This window comes from Rahnella sp. 2050 (assembly GCF_040544515.1).
Taxonomy (GTDB): Bacteria; Pseudomonadota; Gammaproteobacteria; order Enterobacterales; family Enterobacteriaceae; genus Rahnella; species Rahnella aceris.
This window is the reverse complement of the sequence record NZ_JBEPKE010000002.1, coordinates 845,661-871,987: the sequence shown is the minus strand read 5'-3', so window position 1 is coordinate 871,987 and position 26,327 is coordinate 845,661. Positions and strand designations below refer to the sequence as shown.

Genomic DNA, 26,327 nt, shown 5'->3' with positions numbered 1-26,327 from the left:
CTACTTTCATCGACATCGGGTTAAACTTAACTATCAATATTGGTGCCCGGACGGAATGTTTCAACGGGCAGATGAAAGGAAGTCTCTGATATGACAAAACACCCACGCCTTTTGCTGGTCTGCGCCGCATTGTTCAGCCTGACGGGTTGCGCGACGCAAAATTCACAAATCCCGGAGCTGAAAACAGAAGTCGGTCAGCTCAATCAAAAACTGCAACACCTGACGGATCTGGCCATCGCGCTGGAGCAGCAAACCACGCTCAACCGCCAGTCAAATAATGGTGTCTATTTGTTACCTGCAGCCAAAAGTGCCGCCTTGCTGAAAAGTAATATTGGTGAATTAAGTGTTCAGTTGATCCGCGTCGCCCCGGATGCCAGCGGCGTACAGGCCGTGCTGGAAATCAAAAACACTGCGGGCCAGCCATTGCCGCCGTTTACGGCTTCCCTGAGCTGGGGGCAGCTCGACCCGGTCACGGGCAAACCGCTGACTGTTGATATGCAAACCCAGACCATTAGCGTCGAGCCAGATCTCTTGCCAGGCCCGGTGAAAACGGTCGATGTGAAATTTAATCAGGTCACTGTCGAAACTCTGGGATTTGTTCACCTGCATAATATTGTGGCGACACCGCAGGCACAGCCCGTCGTTACCAGGTAAAGACAACGAGTTGCAGATGAAAAAAAACCCCGCATTGCGGGGTTTTTGTTTTCTTTTCCGAACGGGACAACCATCGGCAACTTACGGAAGAATGGAAGGCTGATCAGCGCCCTCTTTTTCCACTTTCTGCTGCAGCATGTGTTCACGCTTCATGCCCAGTTTCAGAGCCAGCGCGGACGCCACGTAGATGGACGAAACCGTACCAATCGACACACCAATCAGCATGGTCAGTGAGAAGCCTTCCAGCAACGCACCGCCAAAGATATAGAGCATCAGTACCACCATCAGCGTGGTCGCTGAAGTCATAATGGTACGGCTTAACGTCTGGGTCAGGGACACGTTCATGATTTCGTAAGAGTTCCCGCGACGAATTTTGCGGAAGTTTTCACGAATACGGTCCGATACCACGATGGAGTCATTCAGCGAGTAGCCGATAACTGACATCAGGGACGCGATGATGGTCAGATCAATTTCGATCCTGAACAGTGACAATACGCCCATGGTGATGATCACGTCGTGCGCCAGTGCGATTACCGCCCCCAGCGCCAGTCGCCATTCAAAACGGAAACCGACGTAAATCAGGATACAGATCAACGCCATCAGCAGGGCCATGCCACCAGCCTGCGCCAGATCACTCCCCACGCTCGGGCCGACAAACTCGACACGTTTCACGGTCGCGTCTTTATCGATATCCGCGTTCACCAGGCTAAGGACTTTATTTCCCAGTTCCTGACCGGCATTACCCGATACAGGTGGAAGACGAACCATCACATCACGGCTGCTACCGAAGTTCTGAACCACAGGATCCTTGAATCCTGCTTTTTCCAGATCGGCACGCATTACGTCCAGGTTAGCGGGCTGGCTAAGGCTGATTTCAATGACGGTACCGCCGGTGAAATCCAGACCCCAGTTGAACCCGCGAACACCCATAATCGCAACGGATGCGATAAACAACAGGCCTGAAATACAGAAGGCCACGTTGTCCCAGCGCATAAAGTCGATGACTTTACGGCCGTAGTTCAGTTGTTCAACAGTATATGGTTGTTGCTGTGCCACAACGCACTCCTCAGATAGACAGCTTTTTAATGCGTTTGCCGCCGTAAACCAGGTTCACGATGGCACGGGTCCCCACGATCGACGTAAACATCGAGGTTGCCACACCGATAGCGGTGGTGATAGCAAAGCCTTTAATCGAACCGGTACCCACTGCATAAAGAATAATTGCCGTGATCAGGGTCGTAATGTTGGCATCAACGATACTTGAGAACGCGCCTTTATAGCCTTCATGAATCGCCTGCTGAACGGAACGTCCGTTCTTCAGCTCTTCCTTGATACGTTCGTTTATCAGTACGTTGGCGTCGACGGCCACCGCCAGCGTCAGGACGATACCGGCAATACCCGGCATGGTCAGCGTCGCACCAGGCAGCAGAGACATGATCCCGACAATCAGGATCAGGTTAGCAACCAGCGCTGTCGTAGCGATAATGCCGAACTTACGGTACCAAACCACCATGAACAGAATGGATGCCACCAGACCCCACAAGCACGCTTCCAGACCCTGAGTGATGTTTTGCATCCCTAAGGTCGGGCCGATAGTACGCTCTTCAACTATCTGAATTGGCGCGATCAACGCACCGGCGCGCAACAGAAGGGACAACTGGCGGGCTTCATTCGGATCGTTCACCCCGGTGATACGGAAGCTGTTACCCAGGCGTGACTGAATGGTCGCCACGTTGATAACTTCTTCCTGCTTCGCCAGAATCGCACGGCCATTGGCATCTTTCTTACCGCTGTCTTTGTACTCCACGAACAAGGTTGCCATCGGTTTACCGATGTTATCCTTAGTGAAGTTAGACATGGCGTTACCACCAGCGCTGTCGAGAGAGATGTTAACCTGCGGCTGATTGTACTCATCCATGCTGGATGTGGAATCAGTGATGTGGTCACCGGTCAGGATCACGCGTTTGTACAGAACAACCGGACGGCCATCACGCATGTTTTTGACTTCGCTGTCGCCCGGCACACGACCGGTTGAAGCAGCAGAAGCATCTACATTGGTGTTAACCAGACGGAATTCCAGTGTCGCGGTCGCGCCCAAAATTTCTTTAGCGCGCGCAGTATCCTGAATACCCGGTAACTCAACCACGATACGGTCAGCACCCTGGCGCTGTACCAGCGGCTCGGCGACACCCAATTGGTTTACACGGTTACGCAGGATGGTGATGTTTTGCTGAACGGCATACTCGCGGGCTTCACTCAGGCGAGCATCAGTCATCACTACACGGATAGCATTGTCGCCACTGTTAGTGATCACTAAATCGCGGTGACGTGGGCTCAGGTAGCTGACCGCAGAATCACGGGTAGCAGCATCGCGGAAACGCACTTCAACGCCATAGTTGTCGAGCTTACGCACCGTGGCATAAGGAATATTCTTGTCGCGCAGGTCGCTGCGCATATTGTCCATCGTCTGCTCTTGCAGCTTACTCAGCGCGGTATCCATATCCACTTCCATCAGGAAGTGAACACCCCCACGCAAGTCGAGGCCCAGCTTCATCGGCTCAGCGCCCAGCATGCTCAACCAGCGCGGCGTTGCCGGCGCGAGGTTCAGTGCAATAACAAACTTGTCGCCCAACGCTTCAGTCAGCGCTTCACGTGCACGAAGCTGTACATCCGTGTCGTTAAAACGGGCAAGAATAGCGCCATTCTCCAGAGCAACTGATTTGATCTGGATTTTGCTTTGATCTAATACGTTACGGACTTGGTCCAGCGTTGCTTCACTGGCGTCGGAACCCCGAGCACCAGTGATTTGAACAGCCGGATCCTCACCATAAAGGTTGGGAAGTGCATAAAGCAGCCCGACGATGACCACAACGATCAACATCAGATACTTCCACGCAGGATAACGGTTTAACACGGCAGTTCCCTTCGGGAAAATCGAAAATTAGATAGACTTCATCGTGCCTTTTGGCAGAACTGCTGCCACGAAGTCACGTTTGATCATCACTTCGTTAGTGTCGTTCAGTGCGATAACCACATAACCGGTTTCGGCTACTTTGGTTACGCGACCAATCAGGCCACCCGTGGTCATGACTTCGTCACCTTTACCGATAGAGTCCATCAGTTTTTTGTGTTCTTTAGAACGTTTCTGCTGCGGGCGCAGGATCATGAAATAGAAAATCAGACCAAAAACCACCAGCATGATAACCAGAGAGTAAGGACTTCCCTGTGACGGTGCGCCGGTCGCTGCGACTGCATCGGAAATGAAAAGACTCATTTAAATTCCCTCATTGTTGTTGTGAAGCAAATTGATGTAAAACAAACCGAGAATCCGACCCGGAGTCTGCGATGAAACGTCTCGCACAATACCCCATAATGCCGGTCCAAGAAATTATAAAATCGGCACCCTCTTTCGAAGATGCCGACACGAGAAAGAAATCAGAAGTTTAAAGGCGGAACAGGCTTGCCTTTACGCTCGTAGAAGTCTGTCACAAACGCTTCTAATTTACCCTCTTCGATAGCCTGGCGTAAACCGGCCATCAGACGCTGGTAATAGCGCAGATTATGGATCGTGTTTAGCCGCGCACCGAGAATTTCGTTGCAACGGTCAAGATGATGCAAGTAGGCACGGCTATAATTGCGACATGTGTAACAATCACAATGTTCATCCAGCGTCGACGTATCATCTTTATGCTTGGCATTACGGATTTTTACGATGCCGTCAGTGACAAACAGGTGACCGTTACGCGCGTTACGCGTTGGCATCACGCAGTCAAACATATCGATACCGCGACGCACGCCTTCAACCAGATCTTCCGGTTTACCGACACCCATCAGATAGCGAGGTTTGTCTTCCGGAATTTGCGGACAAACGTGCTCCAGAATACGGTGCATGTCTTCCTTCGGCTCGCCCACTGCCAGGCCGCCCACAGCGTAACCATCAAAGCCGATATCTACCAGCCCTTTTAATGATACATCTCGTAAATCTTCGTAAACGCTGCCCTGAATAATCCCGAACAAAGCATTCTTATTATTCAACTCGTTGAAGCGATCGCGACTGCGTTTTGCCCAACGCAAAGACATCTCCATCGAGCGTTTTGCATAATCCCAGTCAGCAGGATATGGCGTACATTCATCGAAGATCATTACGATGTCGGAACCCAGATCGTTTTGGATTTCCATGGATTTTTCCGGACTAAGGAACACCGGGTCACCGTTGATCGGGTTACGGAAATGCACACCCTCTTCTTTGATTTTACGCATCGCGCCCAGGCTGAACACCTGGAAGCCACCTGAATCGGTGAGGATCGGGCCATGCCAGTTCATAAAATCATGCAGATCGCCATGCAGTTTCATGATTTCCTGCCCCGGACGCAGCCACAGGTGGAAAGTGTTGCCCAGCAAAATCTGTGCACCGGTGTCTTTGACTTCTTCCGGGGTCATGCCTTTTACGGTGCCGTAAGTGCCCACTGGCATAAATGCCGGGGTTTCGACCACGCCACGTTCAAAGATCAGACGCCCGCGACGTGCGCGGCCATCGGTCGTGCTTAATTCGTACTTCACATTGCCTCCAGCATCAGAGAAACAGTCTGATGAGGTTAAATCCGTGGCATGACGCCCGGAAGAGAAAGCCCGGATGCACCGGGTGCGACCAGGCCGGTAATTATTAACTCAAGGTTACTGGCCGACCACTTCCTGCGGCGCCAGCGGGTTACGGTTGATGAACATCGCATCACCATAACTGAAGAAACGGTACTGCTCAGCCACCGCCTGATGGTAAGCATTCATGGTATTTTTATACCCGGCAAACGCCGACACCAGCATGATCAGCGTCGATTCCGGCAGATGGAAATTCGTGATCAGGGAATCAATTACCTGATAGTGATAGCCCGGATAAATGAAAATCTTGGTATCGCCGAAGAATGGCGCAATCAGTGCATCTTCACTGGCCTTCGCTGCACTTTCCAGCGAACGCACAGAGGTTGTTCCCACGGCCACCACGTTATTGCCACGCGCTTTGCAGGCCAGCACCGCATCCACAACGTCCTGAGGCACTTCGGCATACTCAGCATGCATGATGTGGTCTTCAATGGTGTCCACACGAACCGGCTGGAAGGTGCCTGCCCCCACATGCAGCGTCACAAAAGCGAACTCCACGCCTTTGGCTTTCAACGCATCCATCAGCGGCTCATCGAAATGCAAGCCAGCGGTGGGCGCAGCTACCGCACCCGGGCGTTCGCTGTAGACGGTCTGATACAGTTCACGGTCGGCATCTTCATCAGGACGGTCAATATACGGCGGCAGCGGCATATGGCCGATTTCGTTGAGCAGAGTAAAGACATCACGATCTTCATTAAATTCCAGCTCAAACAGCGTATCGTGGCGCGCCACCATCGTCGCTTTAATATCTTCTTTATCACCGAGCAGCAGTTCTGCGCCCGGTTTTGGCGATTTGGACGCACGCACATGGGCCAGAACGCGGTGTGAATCCAGCACGCGCTCAACCAGCACTTCAATTTTACCGCCGCTGACCTTGCGGCCAAACACACGAGCCGGGATCACGCGGGTATTGTTAAATACCAGCAAATCGCCGGGATGAATTTTATCGAGAATATCAGTGAACACGCCGTGCGTTAACTCACCGCTTGGCCCGTCCAGAGACAACAAACGACAGCCGCTGCGCTGGGTCTGCGGATAGCGGGCAATCAGGGATTCAGGGAGTTCAAAAGAAAAATCGGCAACACGCATGGTTTTTCACTTCACTTAACGACAAAAACAGGCGGCTTAGTCTAGTGGGACGGGGCATCCCCTGCAAGCTTCTGCGCGAATAAAGGCATCCGCTGCCCTGTCGGAGATCAACTTTCCTGCGTTATACTTCGCGAATGAATTTTTTAGCCCACCTCCATCTGGCCTCACTGGCCAAAAGTTCACTGACCGGAAATCTGCTGGCAGACTTCGTTCGCGGCAATCCTGACGGTCAGTTCTCTGATGAGATCGTCAGCGGCATCCGCATGCACCGCCGCGTGGATGTCATGACCGATTCACTGCCGGAAGTGAAAATTGCCCGCAGTTATTTCCGTGAAGATTTTCGCCGCGTCGCACCGATAACGCTCGATGTCGTCTGGGATCACTTCCTTTCCCGTCACTGGGCCAGCATTCATCCGCAGCAATCACTGGAAGATTTTCTTGACGGCTGTCAGCAGGAAATTGAACCTCAGTTACCTGAAATGCCGGAACGTTTCCAAAATCTGAACGCTTATCTCTGGCCTGAACGCTGGATGGAACGTTACGCGGTGCTGCCTTTTATTGGCGACGTATTGCGCGGTATGGCTAACCGGCGGCCAAAACTTGCCGCCCTGACCGGCTCTTTCCATGATATCGAACTCAATTACGACGCCCTCGAGCAACTGTTCTGGCAGTTTTATCCGGTGATGATGCAACAGGCGAGAGACCGGCAAATCTGACAAATACCCTTCATTTTGTGGATTACCCCGCAATTCTCTGCAAGACAAGAAGTAGTTGTTAAAAAGTTTGAGACTTACTTCAAAGACTGATAGCCGGATGCTATCTGATTGATTGGTGCGATGGGGTTTATTCACCCGAAGGTTGCCCCTATACTGGCAGTCGTTTTGTTCACCCTTTCCTTCTCACCTACGACGCCCGGAAGGGTTTCATAAGGAGTAATAATATGGTTCTGGTAACTCGTCCAGCCCCTGACTTCACCGCAGCAGCAGTACTGGGCAGCGGCGAAGTAGTTGAAAACTTCAACTTCAAAAAACACACTGCAGGCAAACCTACTGTTATCTTCTTCTGGCCAATGGACTTCACTTTCGTCTGTCCTTCTGAACTGATCGCTTTCGATCACCGTTACGAAGAATTCCAGAATCGTGGCGTAGAAGTGGTAGGCGTCTCCTTCGATTCCGAGTTCGTTCACAACGCATGGCGTAACACCCCTGTAGAGAAAGGCGGCATCGGTCCTGTTAAGTACGCGATGGTTGCTGACATCAAACGCGAAATCCAGAAAGCCTACGGTATCGAACATCCGGACGCTGGCGTTGCACTGCGCGGCTCTTTCCTGATCGACAAAGAAGGCGTTGTTCGTCACCAGGTCGTTAACGATCTGCCACTGGGTCGTAACATCGACGAAATGCTGCGTATGGTTGACGCGCTGCAATTCCACGAAGAGCACGGCGAAGTGTGCCCGGCTCAGTGGGAAAAAGGCAAAAAAGGCATGGGCGCATCCCCGGATGGCGTGGCTAAGTATTTGTCTGAAAACGCATCAAACCTGTAATCCTTCAGCGGATTTCACGGTCAATAACGGTCAGCCTCGCTGGCCGTTTTTTTTTGCCTGCTATCCGGCACGATCACATTTTCCCGCCTTCCCTTCCCGCTCCCGGTCATTTACGTCTACGCTGAAAAATAGTCTGACCGTCTCATTATGGCGTGCCGTTTGCATAAAGAGTGTCAGACTGAAAAAACAAAAAAGCGTTATCACACAATAACCTGAAGGTTATGACTCAAAAGACAGGGTAATAGACAGGAGCCCCTATGTTACGGAAATCACTCATCGCGCTGGCCATGCTGACCAGCCTGCCGTTGTACGCCGCATCGAATCCCGCGGTGGAAGCCAAAAATGGCATGGTCGTCACCTCGCAATATCTGGCGTCTCAGGTCGGCGTCGATATTCTGAAAATGGGCGGCAACGCCATCGATGCTGCCGTGGCTGTCGGCTACGCGCAGGCCGTCGTCAACCCATGCTGTGGCAATATCGGTGGCGGAGGCTTCATGACGGTGCATCTTGCCGACGGTAAAGACACCTTCATCAACTTCCGCGAAACCGCCCCGGCCGCCGCCAGTGCCAATATGTATCTGGATGCCGACGGCAACGTGAAGAAAGGGACCAGTCTGTATGGCTATCTCGCCGCAGGCGTGCCAGGTACGGTATTGGGCATGGATACCGTGCAGAAAGAATACGGCAAACTGACGCGCCAGCAGGTAATGGCGCCGGCGATTAAACTCGCCCGTCAGGGATTTGTACTGACCCGTGCTGATACCGATATTCTTGATACCACCGTCAAACGCTTCAAAGAAGATCCCGAAGCCGCGCGCATTTTCCTGCGCAAAGACAGCAGCCCGCTGCAACCCGGCGACAAACTGGTACAAACCGATTTAGCCAACACGCTGGAGTCCATATCGAAACATGGCCCGGATGCGTTCTACAAAGGCAAAATCCCGGCAGCGGTCGAAGCGGCCTCTAAAAAAGGTGGCGGCATCCTGACCGCAGCGGATTTCGCGAATTATAAAGTCACCGAAGACGCCCCGATCACCTGCAGCTATCGCGGTTATAAATTTGTCTCAGCGCCACCGCCAAGCTCCGGCGGTGTCACGATGTGTGAAATCCTTAACATCGTTGAAGGCTATGACCTGAAGAGCATGGGCTTCAATTCAGCGGCATCGATTCACATCCTCACCGAAGCCATGCGCCATGCGTATATGGACCGCAATACCTATCTCGGCGATCCGGAATTCGTGAAAAATCCGATCGACCGGCTGGTCAGTAAAAGCTATGCCGAAGAAATCCGTAAGAAAATAGAAGCGGACAAAGCCACGCCGTCCACTGCCGTTCAGCCGGGTATGGAACCGCACGAGAAACCGGAAACCACGCATTATTCCATCGTCGATAAAATGGGTAACGCGGTGTCCACCACCTACACAGTGAATGGCCGCTTTGGTTCTGTCGTGATTGCACCGGGCACCGGCTTCTTCCTGAATGACGAAATGGATGACTTCACCACCAAAGTCGGCGAGAAAAACCTGTACGGTCTGGTACAGGGAACCAAAAATGCCATCGCCCCCGGTAAGCGCCCACTATCCTCTATGAGCCCGAGTCTGGTGACCAAAGACGGTAAAATCTTCATGGTTCTGGGATCGCCTGGCGGTTCGCGCATCATCACCATTACCCTGCAGGCGGCGCTGAATGTCATCGATTACGGCATGGCACCACAGGAAGCCGTGGATGCGCCACGTATTCATCATCAGTGGTTGCCGGATGAAGTGTATTACGAGCAGCGCGGCGTTTCTCAGGACAGCCTGAATATCCTGCAGAAGATGGGTTACAAAATGGTGGAACAGACGCCATGGGGTGCGACGGAGCTGATTATGGTGGGGTTACCGGGTGCGGCCGGTGTGACATCGGCGAACTCAGGTAATGACTCGGCGGTGTCAGGCAAGGTTCGCGAAGGTTATCTGTATGGCGCGAATGATGTGCGACGTCCCGCAGGAGCCGCCATCGGTTATTAACTGGCATCCTTCAAGCTATCTCTGCATTGGCTGCCTTCATTCACCCCGATCACTTACCTGTAGTAAAAAGCCCCCGATATCATCTGATATCGGGGGCGTTAAAATTTACCGAAAGGTAAGTGCTTGCTTACGCTTTATTGCTCAGCGCCAGTGCTTCTTTCTTACGGTCGTTGCGGCGTTTAAAGGCATAACCGACCAGTAGCGCCACCACCCAAACCATCCCCACATACAACGAAATACGGGTATCCGGGAAGTAACCAATCAGGCCGATGATGAACACCAGGAAAATAATACCGAACACCGAGGTATAAACGCCGCCACGCAGCGGAAACTCCAGCTCTTTCACCTGTTGTTTGCTCAGTTTGCGACGGAAACCAATCTGCGAGAACAGGATCATAATCCACACCCAGACCGTTGCGAAGGTCGCCAGAGACGCAATCACCAGAAACACAGCCGATGGCATGACGTAGTTCAGATAAACCGCCACCAGCAGTGCCGCCATCATCACCAGAACGGTGACCCACGGCGTGCCCAGACGCGACACCTTGCTGAACATTTTCGGTGCCTGCCCCTGCTCTGCCATTCCGTGCAGCATACGGCCCACGCCGAACACATCACTGTTAATGGCAGAAAGCGACGCGGTAATCACCACAAAATTCAGGATCGTCGCCGCAGCAGTAATGCCCATGTGCTGGAAAGTCAGCACGAACGGACTGCCCTGCGTCCCCACCTGATTCCACGGGAAAATAGACATGATCACAAACAGCGTACCCACATAAAATACCAGAATACGCAGCGGTACTGAGTTGATGGCTTTCGGAATAGATTTCTTTGGGTCTTCCGCTTCACCGGCCGTGATCCCGATGATCTCGATGCCGCCGTAAGCAAACATCACCAGTTGTAAGGACAAAATCGTCCCCATGATGCCCTGACTGAAGAAGCCACCATGACTCCACAGATTGTGGATACCGGTCGCCTGCCCGCCATTGCCGATACCCCAGAAGATAATCCCAAAGCCTGCCACGATCATGATGATGATGGTCAGCACTTTAAAGAAAGAGAACCAGAACTCCAGCTCGCCGAAGACTTTCACGCTGACCAGATTGATCGCGCCGATGATCAACACCACGCTGAGCACCCAGGTCCATTGCGGCACATCAGGGAACCAGACACCCATATAAATGCCGAACGCGGTTACATCAGCGATGGCGACGATCAGGATTTCGAAACAGTACGTCCAGCCGGTGATGTAACCCGCCATCGGCCCGAGGTAATCTTGCGCATAACGCGAAAATGAACCGCTCTGCGGGTTGTTAACCGACATCTCACCGAGAGCACGCATGATGATAAACGCGATAATCCCACCGACCAGATACGCCAGCAATACGCTCGGTCCGGCCATTTTAATCGCATCTGCCGAGCCATAAAACAGACCAGTTCCGATGGCTGAGCCCAGTGCCATAAAGCGGATATGGCGCGTTGTCAGGCCACGTTTTAACTTCGTGCCCGGCGCTTCGTTCTGCGCTATTGGTTGTTCAGCTTCTTGCTGCATGTGCATTAACCCGTGTTGTTTTTTTAAATATCAAAAATCGTATTCTAAAAAATGACTTTTAGCCTGCCAATGAAAAAGCCACGGAAAGGGTTTCCGTGGCCTGATTGGCGAAACATTCGTCAGACGATCATGCTTTTATGTCTTCGGACATTCACCCGATGATCATTGGTGCGCGGTTACGCTGCGCGGGCCGCTGATTTTGTCATAAATCCCGACCAGTACCAGCATTAATAATGACGGGGGTAACCAGGCAAGACCTTGTGCAGCCAGGGGCAGGTTTGCGGTCCAGGCTGGCATCAGGTCAACAAAAGCAGACGCCTTGATACCATCAACAATGCCGAACACCAGGCTTACCAGCATGACCGGCGCCACGATACGCGTGGTGCTGTTCCACCAGCGCAGGGTGAAACTCAGCACAACCAGCGCGATACAAGGCGGATAAATCGCCGTCAGTACCGGTACTGAAATCGCAATCAGATGGCTCAGACCCAGGTTGGACACCAGCATGGAGAACAGACCCAGAATGAAGACCAGTGTTTTGTAAGACAGTGGCAGATACTGAGCAAAGAATTCCGCACAGGCACAGGTCAGGCCAACCGCCGTCACCATGCAGGCGATGAAAATCAGCGCACCGAGGAAGAAGCTGCCCACACCGCCGAAGGTATGTGCCACATAGGCATGCAGAATAATCGCACCATTGGTCGCATCAGGCACCAGTGAAGCGCTGTTTTCGCCGAGCTTGAACAGGCTCAGGTAAACCAGCATCAGACCCAGACCGGCAATCAGCCCTGCCAGCACGGTATAACGGGTCAGCAGTTTGGCATCAGATACACCACGGGAACGCGCGGCATTGACGATAACAATACCGAACACCAGCGCGCCCAGCGTATCCATGGTCAGATAGCCGTTAACGAAACCGCTGGAGAACGGCACTGTCTGGTAAGCATCCACCGCTGGCATCGGAGAACCGGCTGGCCAAAGTACGGCAGCAATACCCAGTGCAGCCAGCGCCACCATTTTCAGCGGCGCGAGGAAATGGCCGACAGTATCAAGCAAACGTCCCGGATACAGGGAAATGCCGATGACCAGGGAGAAATAGATCACGCTATAAATCAGCAGAGGCAGCGGGCCGTCACCGGTCATCGGTGCGATACCCACCTCAAAAGAAACGGTTGCCGTGCGTGGCGTGGCAAACAGCGGGCCAACAGCCAGATAACACACAGTGGCCAGAAGAATACCGGCACCACGACCAATTGGCGTACTCAGGGCATCCACACCGCCGCCAACGCGTGCGAGTGCAATTACCGTCATCACCGGAAGTCCGACTGCGGTGATCATAAAGCCGGCAGCAGCCCACCAGACGTCATGACCTGCCTGCAAACCAACCATTGGCGGGAAAATAATATTCCCCGCCCCGACGAATAAGGCGAAGGTCATGAAACCCAGCGCCAGAATATCTTTATTTGTTAAACGAGTACTCATGATGGGTGTCGTGTTGCCTGTTCAAATGAATAAAGTGTCCGATGCTGCCGTCGTGCCACGTCGTCAGAAAGATGAATGGCATATAACAGCCAGAGAGCACCCATGTGAGGAGCGAAGTGAGCAAAAACGCCTGATGATATGCAGATGATTACGTTGTTATGCAGGGAGTATCGAGCGACAGCGGGGGCTAAGGTAATCTTTTATAGCGTATAAAGGCAAGCCGGGATCCAAAAAGCAGAGTGTTTAACCAAATTAATGTTACAAGGCAGGTATATTCACTAAATACTGCGATAAACACACCATATGATATGTATGATTTTTGAACTAATGAAGCACAAGATATGCTCCGATAAGATTAAAAATGCGTGAAATCACCACTTTCAGGTTATTTCACGCACAGTTTACAGCATATTTACAAGGTCATCATTTGACCTCTTTCAGGGGTTACCAGACGCGGGCAGCAATATCGACCACCAGTTTTAGTTTTTCCCACTGCTGCGCTTCGGTCAGGCTGTTGCCCTCTTCCGTTGACGCAAAACCACATTGCGGGCTGAGGCAAATCTGGTTGATATCCAGATATTCCGCCGCCTCGGCCAGACGTGATTCCACGGTTTTTGCCAGTTCAAGCTCACCGGACTTGGTGGTGATCAATCCCAGAACCGCCTGCTGATGGCCTTTCTTAATGAAACGCAGCGGTTCGAAGCCACCGGAGCGCTCGTTGTCATATTCCAGGAAGAAGGCATCGATGTTCACGCCACCAAACAGGATCTCCGCGACAGGTTCATAGCCGCCTTCAGAAATCCAGGTGGAACGGAAGTTCCCGCGACAAACATGCAGACCAATCACCAGATCGTCAGGTTTACCTGCAATCGCTTTATTCAGCACGTCAGCGTAAGTACGTGCTAACTCTTCCGGAGAATCGCCACGCTCGCGGATCTGCTTCTTCTGATCTTCAGAACACAGATAAGCCCAGACGGTGTCATCGAGTTGCAGATAACGGCAACCGGCATCGTAAAACGCTTTAATCGCATCCCGGTAAACCTGCGCCAGATCGTCAAAATACGCTTTCAGATCCGGATACACTTCTTTGCTGATGGCGTTACGGCCACCGCGGAAATGCATCACACTCGGGCTTGGAATGGTCATTTTCGGCACAGCACTTCCGCTGATGCTTTTCAGGAAACGGAAATCTTCCAGCATTGGGTGCGAGCCGAAACCGAGCTTGCTGACCACTTTAATGCTGCGCGCTTTAGTCTGTACGCCGTTGAACTGGATCCCCTGCACCGCATCGTAACCTTCCACACCTTCCAGACCTTCGAAGAAATCGAAGTGCCACCATGCACGGCGGAATTCACCGTCAGTGACCACTTGCAGACCCGCTTCGCGCTGCAAGTCCACCACGCGGCGAATTTCGGTGTCTTCCACGGCTCGCAGTTGCGCGGCATCAATCTCACCGGCCTGAAACTGCTTACGGGCTTCTTTAATCGCCGCCGGACGCAGGAAACTGCCAACGACGTCTGCACGGAATGGAGGGGTTGTACGTTGCATGAAGAACTCCTTAATAACATCCCGCCGGTGGCGAAATGCGAATGATTCACAAAGTAAATAATTACGCTGCGTTATATTTAGACATCTGGATGTCTAAACGTCTTTAAGAAGATACTGTCATGCAGGGTGTTAACGGGCAACAGAGGAATTTTCATGGGACATGAATAAAGTTCATGATCGCTTCATCATTTTTCATGATGCTGGACAATATTCGCCCCATTGCGATCTGTAGTAATAAATACTATAGTTTATTTTACCAGGGACGATGACATGAACTGTTTACGTATTTTTGTTACAGAGGATTTTCACGACTTCATGACCGCCAGCAAACTGTCGGAAAAGGATATCCTCAAGTCAGCACATGAACTGGCAAACGGACTTTTTGATGCGGATTTGTCCGGCAACGTTTACAAGAAGAGAATTGCACCGTCAGGGAGATCGAAGTCAGGGTTTGGCCGGGCAGTCATCGCTTTTCGTTTTGAAGATAAGATCTTTTATATCGACGGGTGGCTGAAAAATAGTGTCCGCAAGAAAGGCAATGAAATTCCCGACAAACTTCTGTCTTTATATAAAGCAATTGCTAAAGATTTGCTCAACTTCACAGAGCTTCAACTCGAAACAGAACTTCGAAATGGATTAATTAAAGAGGTGATTTCTAATGGTTGATGAACGTTTGCTAAAAATGCAGCGGATGGCTCAACGCTTCCATGATTCATCTGGCGTGGTAACACAAACCACGATGCGTGAAATTAACAAAATAGTTGATGAAGCCGTTCAGGAGGAAAGACTGAAAGCCTTCGCAGAAAGCTCTGCTGAACGCATTCGCGCTTTGCGTGAGAAAGAAAAAATCAGTCAGGGCGTACTGGCAAGACTCATCAATATGTCCGCCAACAGCATTCAAAAATGGGAGCGGGATGAAACCAAACCCACCGGAGCGGCGCTGATCTTACTGATGCTAATTGAAGAAAAAGGTTTACAGATCATCTGCTAAAAGAAGCCACAGCTTGTTGCTGTGGCTTGATTTTTATCCCTTTACGCCGCTTTGGCTGGCCTGTTCCTGAGGAACAATCAACTTCGGCGCCAGCATAAACATAAACCGGGTACCGACGCCGACTTCACTCATGACTTCAAGTTTCGTGTGGTGATGGCTGAGCGCATGTTTGACGATTGCCAGTCCCAGTCCGCTGCCGCCGGTCTGACGTGAACGGGCTTTATCGACGCGGTAGAAACGTTCGGTCAGGCGCGGCAGGTGCTGCGGCGCAATGCCCGGTCCGTTGTCGCTGATCTGGAACTGTGCGCCATGCGGCGTTTGTTGCCAGCTGACTTCAATCCGTGTCCCCGCTGGCGTGTGGTTAACCGCGTTATACACCAGGTTCGACACCGCGCTGCGCAGTTGATCTTCATTACCAAAGACCTTCAGCTTGTCGTTTACGCGAAACACCACTTCATGCCTGCCGTTGCTTAACGTTTGCACTTCACGTTCGAGCATGCCGAGCATCACCGGAATATCCACTTTTTCGTGCAAATCAATATTCGCTGAGGCTTCGATTTTCGACAGCGTCAGCAGCTGTTTCACCAGCCCGTCCATCCGCCGCGTCTGTTCCTGCATGGTATCCAGCGCTTTAGTGCGGAAAGGCTCTTCCAGCTTGGCGTCTTCCATCATTTCCAGATACCCCTGCAATACCGTCAATGGGGTTCTCAGTTCATGACTGACGTTAGCGAAGAAGTTACGCCGTGCGCCTTCAAGCTGACGCATCTGGGTCACGTCGCGTGCCACCATCAGCAGTTGTCCTTCGGAATAAGGCATGACGCGAAATTCGACATAATGCTCATTATTGAGTTGTAAATTCAGCGCCCGGCTGAAATCGCGGGTCTGGATCCACAGCCGGAATTCCGGATAACGCAGCAGGTTGAAGATATGTTGCCCGTTATCTTCCGGCCAGCGGAAACCGAGCAAATCCTGCGCCAGTCCGTTACACCAGAAAATATTGCCATCTTCAGTGGTCAGCACCACGGCATCCGGCAGCGATTCGGCACCGCTGCGAAAACGTTTGATGAGCTGACCTAATTCCCGACGGCGACGCCGGTTGCGTATCTGCATCTGGTTCAGCCCGTAAAACAGCGGCTCCCAGCTCCAGCGCCCATTCGGTGGCGTAATGCTGCGGTCGAGCCACAGCCAGTGAGAGAGTTTAAGCTGGTTGTAATAATTCCAGCCCAGTGCCGCCATCAGCGACACCAGGAGGAGCCAGCCGAAATGGCCGACGAAGATACCGAGAATTAACGCTGGCAGGCAAAAGAGAAACAATTCACCCGCCAGTCGTTTCCATGACAAACGTTCTAGCACACAGATTCTCCGCTGTGAGGGCTCAATAACGCGTTGAAAAACGGTATCCGGTACCACGAACAGTCTGGATCATTCTGTCATGTCCACTGGTTTCCAGCGCCTTACGTAAACGACGAATATGCACGTCAACCGTGCGATCTTCCACATAAACGTTAGTGCCCCAGACGTTATTGAGCAACTGTTCGCGGCTGTATACACGTTCGGAATGGGTCATAAAGAAGTGTAATAACTTAAATTCGGTCGGCCCCATATCGAGCGCCTGCTCGTTGGCCATTACCCGGTGAGACGACGGATCCAGGCTTAAACCCTGCATGTCGATCACTTCTTCCACCGCCATTGGCGAGATGCGACGCATCACGGCTTTAATGCGGGCAACCAGTTCTTTCGGAGAAAACGGTTTAGTGATGTAATCATCGGCACCCACTTCAAGGCCGCGCACCCGATCTTCTTCTTCACCGCGTGCGGTCAGCATCATCACCGGAATTTCGCGGGTCAGTGCCTCACGTTTAAGATGCTTAATAAACTGAATACCGGAACCGCCAGGTAACATCCAGTCAAGCAGGATCAGTTCAGGGTAAGGTTCAACAAGCTGCCCAATCGCTGAATCAAAATCCTCAGCTTCTACGGCCTGATAGCCATTTTGTTCCAGTACAAAACACACCATTTCACGGATTGGAGCTTCGTCTTCAACCACCAATATACGTCTAGCCATCGTAGGTCCTGCCAATAGGTTAGCGATCTTTTATTTGATTGCGGGCGCCATTATGCGTCAGTTTTGTGACAGATTTATGAATGAAAAGAATGGTTCATTACAGTCAACTATGACAGATAATTTCCGGCCATCTTGCTGAAATTGGTCTGATTTATCGGGGACAGCTTCCCCTGCCGACGTTTATACTTTACCCCATTGTCGTCATCCAGGGTTCATACGGGAGTCTCATGCGCCTGATCCACACCTCAGACTGGCACCTCGGCCAGTACTTTTTCACTAAAAGCCGTGCAGCCGAACATCAGGCATTTTTGCGCTGGCTGACCGGTCAGGTGCAACAACATCAGGTCGACGCCGTGATTGTCGCGGGCGATATTTTCGACACGGGATCCCCACCCAGTTATGCCCGCGAATTGTATAACCGCTTCGTGGTGGAATTACAGCAAACCGGCTGCCAGCTGGTGGTGCTGGCTGGTAACCACGATTCTGTCGCCACGCTCAATGAATCGCGCGAGCTCCTTTCCTGCCTGAATACGCGGGTGATTGCCACCGTCGGTGAAAACCTTTCTGAACAGATTTTAGTGCTCAGTCAGCGTGACGGGAAACCCGGCGCGATACTGTGCGCTATCCCGTTTTTACGCCCGCGTGATCTGCTCGCCAGCCAGGCGGGACAGTCCGGCAGCGACAAGCAACTGGCATTGCAGGAAGCCATCGCCGCGCATTATGACGCGCTCTGGCAGGCTGCGCAGGCCAGACGTGACGAACTGGGCATGCCGCTGCCTATTATTGCGACCGGCCATCTGACGACTGTCGGCGTCAGTACCTCTGATTCCGTGCGCGACATCTATATAGGTACGCTCGATGCGTTTCCGGCGCAGGCCTTTCCGCCGGTCGATTATGTGGCACTGGGTCATATTCACCGTGCACAATGCGTCGCCAAAACCGAACATATCCGTTACAGCGGTTCGCCGATTGCCCTGAGTTTTGACGAACTGAGCAAAGCTAAAAGTGTGTACTTACTTGATTTTGATGGTGCGACGCTCAACGCCATCGACACACTGGAAATCCCGGTTTTCCAGCCGATGCAGGTAATCAAAGGCTCGCTGGTGGAGATTGAACACCAACTGGCACAGTTCGAAGGCGGTGATCCGGCCAAACCGGTGTGGCTCGATATTGAAGTCTCCACCCAGGATTATCTCAGCGACATCCAGCGACGCATTCAGGCGCTGACGGAAGATCTCCCGGTAGAAGTCGTGCTGTTACGCCGCAGCAAAGAACAGCGAATCAACAGTATTGAGCAGCAGGAAAAAGAAACCCTCAGCGAACTGAGCGTCAGCGACGTGTTTGAACGACGGCTGGCGCTGGAACCGGACCCTGACGAGCCGCGTCAGGCACGGATGCGCACGTTGTTTGCGCAGGTGGTTGAACAGGTTACCAACGGTCAGAACGCGGAGGACAGCGCACAATGAAAATTCTCAGCCTGCGTTTAAAAAACCTGAACTCGCTGGAAGGCGAATGGAAAATTGATTTCACCGCCGAGCCGTTTGCCAGCAACGGATTATTCGCCATCACCGGCCCGACCGGTGCGGGGAAAACCACCCTGCTCGATGCCATTTGTCTGGCGCTTTATCATCAGACGCCACGGCTGAACATTACACCAAGCCAGAATGAACTGATGACCCGCCACACCGCAGAATCGCTGGCCGAAGTGGAGTTTGAAGTCAAAGGTGTGGGTTACCGCGCTTTCTGGAGCCAGCGCCGCGCCAAAAATTCCCCTGACGGCAATCTGCAGGCACCGAAAGTCGAGCTGGCGTTACTGGCCGACGGCAAAATTCTGGCGGATAAAGTGCGCGATAAACTCGATGCCATCGCCACACTGACCGGGCTGGATTTCGGCCGTTTCACCAAATCCATGATGCTTTCACAGGGGCAGTTCGCCGCGTTTCTGAATGCCGATGCCAACGACCGCGCCGAATTGCTGGAAGAACTGACCGGCACCGAGATTTACGGTCTGCTTTCTCAACGCGTGTTTGAGCAACATAAAGAAGCGCGCATTGCGCTGGACGGTCTGCATCAGCGCATGGCCGGAATCGAACTGCTCAGCGAAGAACAGCGCCAGACGCTGGAAGCACAACGTGCTGAACTGAACACGCAGGAAATCAGCCTCAGTCAGCAGGCGCAGCAGCGCCAGCAGGATCTGAACTGGCTGCAACAGTGGCAGCAGGTGCAGCAAAAACAGCAGCAGTCTCAGCAACAACTGACCGCCGCAGAGCAGGAAAATCTGGCCGCCGCGCCGCAGTTACAGCAACTGGCGCGCAGCGAACCGGCAGAAAAACTGCGTCCGTTACTCAATGATCGCCAGCGCTGTCAGGATGACGCGCAGCGCCTTCAGCAATTACTGATACAACTGACGCAGCAGCAGGAGCAGCAGATTGCACAGATGACGCCGCTGAGTCTGGCGGTGGAACAGGCGCACACTGCACGGCAGAAACAGGCGGAAGAACAGCGTCAGATGCAGACGCTGATCGAAGAAAAAATCCTGCCACTGGATAGCGAAATCGCGCAATGGCGCAAATCGCTGGTGGAAACACAACAGGCGGTCAGCGAGTCGCAGAAACAGGCTGGTGAACATAGCGCGACGCTGCAGCAAATCACGGCGGAACGTCAGAAACTGGATGAGGAAAGCCGCCAGCATCACACCCGTCAGGCCGCGCTGACTGAAGCCCTTAACGTTGCACAACAACGTCAGGCTGAACTGGAAAAACAGTACCCGCAGGTAGTGTTACAAAAACGTCAAACCGAACTCATGCAGCTCCGGCCGGTGCGGCAGCAGCTGTTTTCACTCTCGCAAATCTTCCCGCAACTGAACCAGCGCGTGCAGCAACAACATAAAGATTTTGCGCAGTACCAGATGCTGCTGGCCGAAGAAGAACTGCGTCTGGGCGCGATCCGTCTGCAATGTCAGAAACAACTGGAACATCTGAACGACGTCAAGGCGCTGCATAAACAGGAAATGCTGATCGTCAGCCTTGAAGCCGAACGTGCGAATTTGCAAAGCGGCAAAGCCTGTCCGCTGTGCGGCTCAACATCACATCCGGCGATTGAACATTATCAGGAGGTTAAACCTTCTGAAACCGCGCAGCGCGTCGAGAAAATGCAACTGGAATTCGATGCAGCAAAAGCCAGCGGTATCGAACTGGCGGCGAAAATTAAAGGCCTGAAAGAGCAACAAACACGGCTGCAAACTCAGCTTGAGCAGGATCAGCAACAACTGAATGCGCATACCCTGAACTGGCAACAACTCAGTGCGCCGCTGAATCTGACGTTTACGCTGCATGATACCGCCGACATCACGCAATGGCTGACCGCCCGCGATGAGGAAGAGCAGCAGTCGCAGGCGCGACTGAGCCAGCACGAACAGCTGGCGCGGGCCCTGCAACAGGCCAAAGATGCCCTGAACGACGCACTGAATGCACAGCAGAAAGTGCAGCAGCAAAGCGCCTTGCTGACAGAGCGCGTTACCCGGCTGGAAGAGATGCAGGCAAAATCTCAGCAAGACCTCGTGCGGTTGCAAAAGCAACTGGCGGAAGGTGAAAAATCCCTTTCTGAGCTGAATGCCCGACGCCTCGAACTGTTCGGAGAGCGTCAGGTTGCTCAGGTTCGCGAGCACTTACATCAGCAACAACAGGCGACAGAACAAGCGCTGAGTGATGTCCAGACCGCGCTGCATAAGGCGCAGGAACAGCGCGACCAGTTGGCCGGTCAGTTGGCCAGTACTCAGCAGCAACAGTTACAGACCGCCGCACAACTGACGCAGGTGGAACAGGCGTGGCAGCAGGCATTGAGCGCCAGTGGATTTTCGGATGAAGCCGCAGTGAAACTGGCGCTGCTCGACGACGCGTTGCGCCAGCAGCTTCAGCAACGCAAAGAACATCTGCAACAACAACTGGCACAGGCGCAGGCATTACTGGCGGATGCCCGTCAGCAGCTCGAAAAACATCAGCTTGCCCGTCCTGCACATCTGAGTGAAACCGACAGTGATCTTAACGCCCTGACGGTGCAACAGGCGGAGCTGGCACAACAACTGAAAGTCCTGCAACAACGTCTGGGCGAAGTGAAAAATCAGCTGGAAAGCGACAAGCAACGCCACCATGGTCAGCAGACGCTGATTGCGCAGATTGCGCAGGCGCAGCGGACCTGTGATGACTGGGGTTATCTCAACCAGATGATTGGCTCCAGCGACGGTGCGAAATTCCGTAAATTCGCGCAGGGTCTGACGCTCGATCATCTGGTGTATCTGGCCAACCGCCAGCTGGAAAAATTGCACGGACGTTATCTGTTGCAGCGCAAAACCAGCGATGCGCTGGAACTGCAGGTGGTCGATACCTGGCAGGCCGATGCCGTGCGCGATACCCGCACGCTATCCGGCGGCGAAAGCTTCCTGGTCAGCCTGGCACTGGCCCTGGCGCTGTCCGATCTGGTCAGCGATAAAACCCGCATCGACTCGCTGTTCCTTGACGAAGGTTTCGGTACGCTCGATGCCGACACGCTGGATACCGCGCTGGATGCGCTCGACAGCCTGAATGCCTCGGGTAAAACCATCGGCGTGATCAGCCATGTCGAGGCGATGAAAGACCGTATTCCGGTGCAGATCAAAGTCACCAAAGTGAACGGTCTGGGCGTCAGCCGCCTGAGCAGTGAATTTAAAGTCTGATCCCTCGCCACTGCCGGGCAGGTTGCTAGATAAATTGCTAGCCACATGCCCTGCGGTGGATCCTTTTTGTGAAAGCGTGCACAAAAATCGCACCAGTTCAGTGCGCGCTTTTTCCTCAACCTGCTGAATTTACGTTTATTCCCGCTGCCGGAACGAACTGGCACGCCCTGTGCTTAACGTTATGTATACAAGTTGCAGTACAAGTTGCAACGTCCTCATAACCGCTTAGGGAACCGCCAATGAAAAACATCAAACCTGAAGTTGATAAAAAACGTCGCCAGCTGATGAAATGGCTCGCCATTACCGGCGGAGTGTCCACCCTTGGCGGAATGATCCCGACGTCAGTTTTTGCAGCCGACGACGATGAAATTCGTATTGGTTACTGGCCGATTGTCGGTGGTTTGCCGCTGTATGTGGCACTGGAGCAGGGCTTTTTTAAACAAGCCGGGCTGAATGTGAAAGGCGTTAAATTCGCCAGCGCCCAGCAAATTGTCGAAGGGATGATCACCGGCAGGATCCACGGCTGCGCCAACGGCACGGCAACCGGCGCGCTGGGACTCGGGGCGATCACCTCGCCGGGTCTGTTCAAAATTATCTGTTCTAACCCGTCAAACCATACGCTGGTGTTAGATGAATTTCTGGTGCCGCTCAACAGCCCGGCAAAAGCTATCAGTGACCTGAAAGGCAAGAAAATCGCCTGCGGTCCGGGGATCCAGAACGTCACGATGGCGAAAATTATTCTGGAGAAAAATGGCTTCACTAATCCGTCAGTCATTGAACTGCCGGTCGGACAACACGCGCCTGCTCTGGCCGCCGGGCAAATTGACGGCGTATATACGCTCGAACCGACCGGCACTGTCGGACGCATGAAAAACCTTTCGCGCACACTCGAAACCGGCGTTATTTCTAAATACGTGCTTGGCAACGCCGACGCCCCGTGGTTCGGCGGCGCAGCGGCACTGAACGCCAGTTTTATCGCCAGCAAGCCGGAAGAAACCAAAAAGTTTATTGCCGCTTATCAGAAAGCGGTGGAATTCATTGCGGCTCACCCTGATAAAGCGCGCGAAAACGTCGCCGGTTACACCAGCATTGAACCGGCGCTGGTCAAAGAAGTGCCGCTGCCGGGCTTCGTGATGTATCCCGATTTGAAAGGCGACAACCTGCAATGGTTCCAGAAGTTTTATGACGTCTTTACGGAAAGAAAAATCTTCAGCAAGCCGGTGGATGTCGCTTCGCTGATCTATCAGGGATAAGGAGAAACAGGATGACTTCACGCTGGTCTTCAAGGTTACTGCCGCTGGTCGGCCCGGTACTGCTGTTTTTATTCTGGCAACTGGCCGTCAGCGCAAAATGGCTGAATCCCGTGCTTCTGCCCTCGCCGGTCGAGACAATCGGCTACATGTTCCAGTCATTTTCCGACGCGTCCATGCGCACCGACATCGGCGCAACCCTTTACCGCACGCTGGTGTCTTTTGCCTTTGCCGCCGTAATTGGCGTGCCGCTGGGCGTAATTTTGGGCAGCAATGAAAAGGTTTACCGCAGCCTGGAATTTTTGATCGACTTCTTCCGCTCCACACCGTCGTCAGCGCTGATCCCGCTGTTTATGCTGATTTTCGGGATTACTGACGCCAACAAAATCGCCATTGCTGCCTTTGCCGCCGTGCTGGTCATCCTGTTCAACAGCGCATACGGCGTGATGAATGCCAAAAAAACGCGCCTGATGGCCGCCAAAGTAATGGGAATTTCCCGCTGGCATATTTTCAAAGACATCATGCTGATGGAAAGCCTGGCACAAACCTTTGTCGGCCTGCGCACCGGCGTGTCGATCGCGCTGGTGATCGTGATCGTCGCCGAAATGTTTATCGGATCAGAAACCGGCCTCGGCCACCGGATCATCGATGCCCAGCAGGTGTTTAACATCAAAGACATGTACGCCTCGATCCTGATCACCGGCGCGCTGGGTTATCTGCTCAATCTGGCTTTTTTGCTGATCGAGAAAAAAACCGTCCACTGGAGTAGCAAAGCATGACGCACCCTCTCTCGCTGAACCCTGATTATAAAGGCCCGCAGTTGCCGCAATATGCCACGCGCCCGGACACCCATGTGACGATCCGCGGACTGAGCAAGGCGTTTGCCGGACAGCCGCTGTATACCGACCTGAATCTCGACTTACCGCGTGGAAAAATCGTGTCGATCTTCGGGCCGAACGGCTGTGGTAAATCGACCTTAATGAACATGATCGCCGGTCTGATCCCGGTAGATAAAGGCGACATTCTGTTCGACGGCAAAACGCTGGCGCAAACCACCATCGGCTATGTGTTTCAGAACTACCGCGACGCGCTGTTTCCATGGATGAGCGCCCGCGCCAACATCGCCTATCCGCTGATACGCCACGGCATGAGCAAAGCGGATGTGAATGCGCGGGTCGAAGAACTGACGCAGATGTTTGATATCCGTTTCGACCTGAAACGCTATCCGTATGAGCTTTCCGGCGGACAACAGCAAACTGTGTGCATCATGCGGGCGCTGGCGACGCGTCCGGAAGTGATGTTCCTCGATGAGCCTTTCTCGGCGCTGGATTTCGAGATGACGCTGTTTATCCGCGATAAATTACAGGAAGTGCAACTGGCGACCGGCGTCACTATGCTGATTGTTTCGCATGACCTGGAAGATGCGGTATTTCTGGCGGATGAGATTTTACTGCTGACGCGGCGGCCGACGCAGATTGCGGAAATCGTGCCGTTCGACCTGCCGCGCCCGCGAGGGTCGGAAATCATGAGCCACCCGGAATTTATCCGCGTGAAGGCGCACACGCTGGAAGTCTTTAAACGGGAGATGGCGCTTTAGCTGGCGGCAGTCTGCCGCCACTGACGCGGGCTGACGCCAAACCAGCGGCGGAAAGCCCGCGAAAAGGCACTGACTTCGGAATACCCTAGCAGCAACGCCATTTCGGAAATCGGCAGTTGTTGCTGTTGCAGATAATGCGTCGCCAGTTCGCAACGGACGTTATCCACCAGTTGGGTAAACGTCAGGTTCTGTTCGCGCAGGCGGCGTTGCAGCGAACTCGGCGACATACCCATTTTTTCGGCCACTTCATCAAGCACCGGCTCGCCGCGTAATAACGCCTGACGTACCCGCGATCGCACGCTGTCGGTGAGCGACTGCTGCGACGGCGCATCCGCATTCAGACGGCGGATCGCATCCTGCATGACCAGCAACAGCGTCTGATCCCGTTCCGGCATCGCCCGCTGTAAATCGCGTTTGACGATCAGCAGGGAATTGTACGGCTGATCGAAATACACCGGCGCATCAAATACTTTGCAGTGTTCATGCCATTGCTGCGGACGCGGATGCTCAAAATGCACCTCACGCGGCGCCCAGTTTTTCCCCAGCCCGTGACGCAATAAATTGAGGATCATCCCCAGCGTCAGTTCCGCATCCTGCCGTCTGCACAGAATGCTGCCGTGCCGCACCTGATAATCGAACCGGTAATGATCCCCCTTATCCACCAGCCGCGTCAGCGTATTGTGCTGATGAAAGGGAAAGGCATTCACTACGTTTTGCAGCGCGGTTTCTGCCGAAGAAGAACATAAACCGATGTAGCCAATCAGCCCTAATGACTGCGGTTTGAACTGTTTCCCGTAATGCAAACCGAAGTTATCACAACCTGACTGCGCCGCCGCTTCTTCCAGAACCTGACAGTAATTAGTCAGCCCGAGACTCAGCGTAGGTTGTTGCAGCAATTCAGGATTGATGTGGCAGATGCCTAGCACACGATCGACATCTGCCCCTTTGGCCTGAATAAAATCGCTCAGGCCGCTGGCGGCTGCGGCCAGCACCCCCCGGTGGCTGTCATTGCTGCGCGTCAGCGCGTTCAGCGCATTGCTGAAACCGGCTCCGGAAGCCGTTGAAGAAAGGCCTGTCTGCATCGTCTTTTACTCCCTTTATGTCGGCAATAAAAAGTGTCGGTGATAAAAGAGAATTGCAAGTTCCGTACCAGCACCTTGCTTCACATCTCCGGGTGATA

General features: G+C 53.1%; 22 protein-coding genes. 11 read left to right on the top strand and 11 right to left on the bottom strand.

What is annotated here, in order from left to right:
• Positions 1 to 90 precede the first annotated feature (90 nt).
• The gene (locus tag ABIC79_RS11285; protein WP_013576667.1) at positions 91 to 654 is read left to right on the top strand and encodes a DUF3251 domain-containing protein; all 564 of its coding nucleotides are present in this window, start codon (positions 91 to 93) and stop codon (positions 652 to 654) included.
• Positions 655 to 735: 81 nt separating this feature from the next.
• Here the strand turns inward: ABIC79_RS11285 and secF are convergent, their stop codons facing one another.
• From secF to queA, 5 genes are all read right to left on the bottom strand, one after another.
• Complete coding sequence (secF, locus tag ABIC79_RS11280) at positions 736 to 1,647, bottom strand: protein translocase subunit SecF (protein WP_049804364.1); 912 nt, start codon at positions 1,645 to 1,647, stop codon at positions 736 to 738.
• Positions 1,648 to 1,720: 73 nt separating this feature from the next.
• On the bottom strand, positions 1,721 to 3,568 hold the full coding sequence (secD, locus tag ABIC79_RS11275; RefSeq protein WP_015690312.1) for a protein translocase subunit SecD: 1,848 nt from the start codon (positions 3,566 to 3,568) through the stop codon (positions 1,721 to 1,723).
• Positions 3,569 to 3,595: 27 nt separating this feature from the next.
• Entirely contained in the window at positions 3,596 to 3,928 is a 333-nt protein-coding gene (yajC, locus tag ABIC79_RS11270; protein WP_013576670.1) for a preprotein translocase subunit YajC, read from the bottom strand.
• A 161-nt stretch (positions 3,929 to 4,089) separates the two neighbouring features.
• Entirely contained in the window at positions 4,090 to 5,214 is a 1,125-nt protein-coding gene (tgt, locus tag ABIC79_RS11265; RefSeq protein WP_013576671.1) for a tRNA guanosine(34) transglycosylase Tgt, read from the bottom strand.
• 114 nt (positions 5,215 to 5,328) lie between these two features.
• Positions 5,329 to 6,399, bottom strand: a complete 1,071-nt coding sequence (gene queA, locus ABIC79_RS11260; RefSeq protein WP_112198140.1) for a tRNA preQ1(34) S-adenosylmethionine ribosyltransferase-isomerase QueA — start codon at positions 6,397 to 6,399, stop codon at positions 5,329 to 5,331.
• Positions 6,400 to 6,533: 134 nt separating this feature from the next.
• Here queA and ABIC79_RS11255 point away from each other — a divergent pair, with 134 nt between their 5' ends.
• The 3 genes from ABIC79_RS11255 to ggt all read left to right on the top strand — a co-directional run bounded on the left by ABIC79_RS11255 (position 6,534) and on the right by ggt (position 9,951).
• Positions 6,534 to 7,115, top strand: a complete 582-nt coding sequence (locus ABIC79_RS11255) for an ACP phosphodiesterase (protein ID WP_013576673.1) — start codon at positions 6,534 to 6,536, stop codon at positions 7,113 to 7,115.
• Between the two features lie 224 nt (positions 7,116 to 7,339).
• Positions 7,340 to 7,942: a peroxiredoxin C gene (locus ABIC79_RS11250; RefSeq protein WP_013576674.1), complete on the top strand. Its 603-nt coding sequence runs from the start codon at positions 7,340 to 7,342 to the stop codon at positions 7,940 to 7,942.
• Between the two features lie 257 nt (positions 7,943 to 8,199).
• Positions 8,200 to 9,951, top strand: coding sequence for a gamma-glutamyltransferase (ggt, locus tag ABIC79_RS11245; RefSeq protein ID WP_354567157.1), 1,752 nt, complete (start codon positions 8,200 to 8,202; stop codon positions 9,949 to 9,951).
• A 127-nt stretch (positions 9,952 to 10,078) separates the two neighbouring features.
• Here the strand turns inward: ggt and proY are convergent, their stop codons facing one another.
• From proY to ABIC79_RS11230, 3 genes are all read right to left on the bottom strand, one after another.
• Positions 10,079 to 11,503, bottom strand: a complete 1,425-nt coding sequence (gene proY / locus ABIC79_RS11240) for a proline-specific permease ProY (RefSeq protein ID WP_015690313.1) — start codon at positions 11,501 to 11,503, stop codon at positions 10,079 to 10,081.
• A gap of 162 nt (positions 11,504 to 11,665) precedes the next feature.
• Positions 11,666 to 12,985: a branched-chain amino acid transport system II carrier protein gene (brnQ, locus tag ABIC79_RS11235; protein WP_013576677.1), complete on the bottom strand. Its 1,320-nt coding sequence runs from the start codon at positions 12,983 to 12,985 to the stop codon at positions 11,666 to 11,668.
• Positions 12,986 to 13,429: 444 nt separating this feature from the next.
• The gene (locus tag ABIC79_RS11230; protein WP_013576678.1) at positions 13,430 to 14,533 is read right to left on the bottom strand and encodes a cobalamin-independent methionine synthase II family protein; all 1,104 of its coding nucleotides are present in this window, start codon (positions 14,531 to 14,533) and stop codon (positions 13,430 to 13,432) included.
• A 270-nt stretch (positions 14,534 to 14,803) separates the two neighbouring features.
• On the opposite strand from ABIC79_RS11230, the gene ABIC79_RS11225 reads away from it, so the two are divergent.
• Together ABIC79_RS11225 and ABIC79_RS11220 are read left to right on the top strand one after the other, a co-directional pair.
• Positions 14,804 to 15,199, top strand: a complete 396-nt coding sequence (locus ABIC79_RS11225) for a type II toxin-antitoxin system RelE/ParE family toxin (protein ID WP_037036797.1) — start codon at positions 14,804 to 14,806, stop codon at positions 15,197 to 15,199.
• The gene (locus tag ABIC79_RS11220) at positions 15,192 to 15,524 is read left to right on the top strand and encodes a helix-turn-helix domain-containing protein (RefSeq protein WP_013576680.1); all 333 of its coding nucleotides are present in this window, start codon (positions 15,192 to 15,194) and stop codon (positions 15,522 to 15,524) included. Before ABIC79_RS11225 ends, ABIC79_RS11220 begins: the two co-directional genes overlap by 8 nt.
• A gap of 33 nt (positions 15,525 to 15,557) precedes the next feature.
• On the opposite strand, the gene phoR is transcribed toward ABIC79_RS11220, so the two are convergent.
• Together phoR and phoB are read right to left on the bottom strand one after the other, a co-directional pair.
• Complete coding sequence (gene phoR, locus ABIC79_RS11215) at positions 15,558 to 16,877, bottom strand: phosphate regulon sensor histidine kinase PhoR (RefSeq protein WP_112151727.1); 1,320 nt, start codon at positions 16,875 to 16,877, stop codon at positions 15,558 to 15,560.
• A 22-nt stretch (positions 16,878 to 16,899) separates the two neighbouring features.
• Positions 16,900 to 17,589, bottom strand: coding sequence for a phosphate response regulator transcription factor PhoB (phoB, locus tag ABIC79_RS11210; protein WP_013576682.1), 690 nt, complete (start codon positions 17,587 to 17,589; stop codon positions 16,900 to 16,902).
• 227 nt (positions 17,590 to 17,816) lie between these two features.
• Between phoB and sbcD the strand changes: the two genes are divergently transcribed.
• The 5 genes from sbcD to ABIC79_RS11185 all read left to right on the top strand — a co-directional run bounded on the left by sbcD (position 17,817) and on the right by ABIC79_RS11185 (position 25,147).
• Positions 17,817 to 19,055 carry an exonuclease subunit SbcD gene (sbcD, locus tag ABIC79_RS11205; RefSeq protein WP_112198142.1) on the top strand — a complete coding sequence of 413 codons (1,239 nt, stop codon included), beginning with the start codon at positions 17,817 to 17,819 and terminating at the stop codon, positions 19,053 to 19,055.
• A complete protein-coding gene (sbcC, locus tag ABIC79_RS11200; protein WP_354567151.1) occupies positions 19,052 to 22,300 on the top strand; it encodes an exonuclease subunit SbcC in 3,249 nt (1,082 codons plus the stop codon). Before sbcD ends, sbcC begins: the two co-directional genes overlap by 4 nt.
• Before the next feature lie 239 nt (positions 22,301 to 22,539).
• Positions 22,540 to 23,553: an ABC transporter substrate-binding protein gene (locus ABIC79_RS11195; RefSeq protein ID WP_037036793.1), complete on the top strand. Its 1,014-nt coding sequence runs from the start codon at positions 22,540 to 22,542 to the stop codon at positions 23,551 to 23,553.
• Between the two features lie 11 nt (positions 23,554 to 23,564).
• Entirely contained in the window at positions 23,565 to 24,329 is a 765-nt protein-coding gene (locus ABIC79_RS11190) for an ABC transporter permease (protein ID WP_037036792.1), read from the top strand.
• A complete protein-coding gene (locus ABIC79_RS11185; RefSeq protein WP_037036791.1) occupies positions 24,326 to 25,147 on the top strand; it encodes an ABC transporter ATP-binding protein in 822 nt (273 codons plus the stop codon). Before ABIC79_RS11190 ends, ABIC79_RS11185 begins: the two co-directional genes overlap by 4 nt.
• On the opposite strand, the gene qhpR is transcribed toward ABIC79_RS11185, so the two are convergent.
• Positions 25,144 to 26,229, bottom strand: a complete 1,086-nt coding sequence (gene qhpR / locus ABIC79_RS11180) for an AraC-like transcriptional regulator QhpR (RefSeq protein WP_119261899.1) — start codon at positions 26,227 to 26,229, stop codon at positions 25,144 to 25,146. The two genes, ABIC79_RS11185 and qhpR, sit on opposite strands and share 4 nt — an antisense overlap.
• Between the last annotated feature and the right edge of the window lie 98 nt (positions 26,230 to 26,327).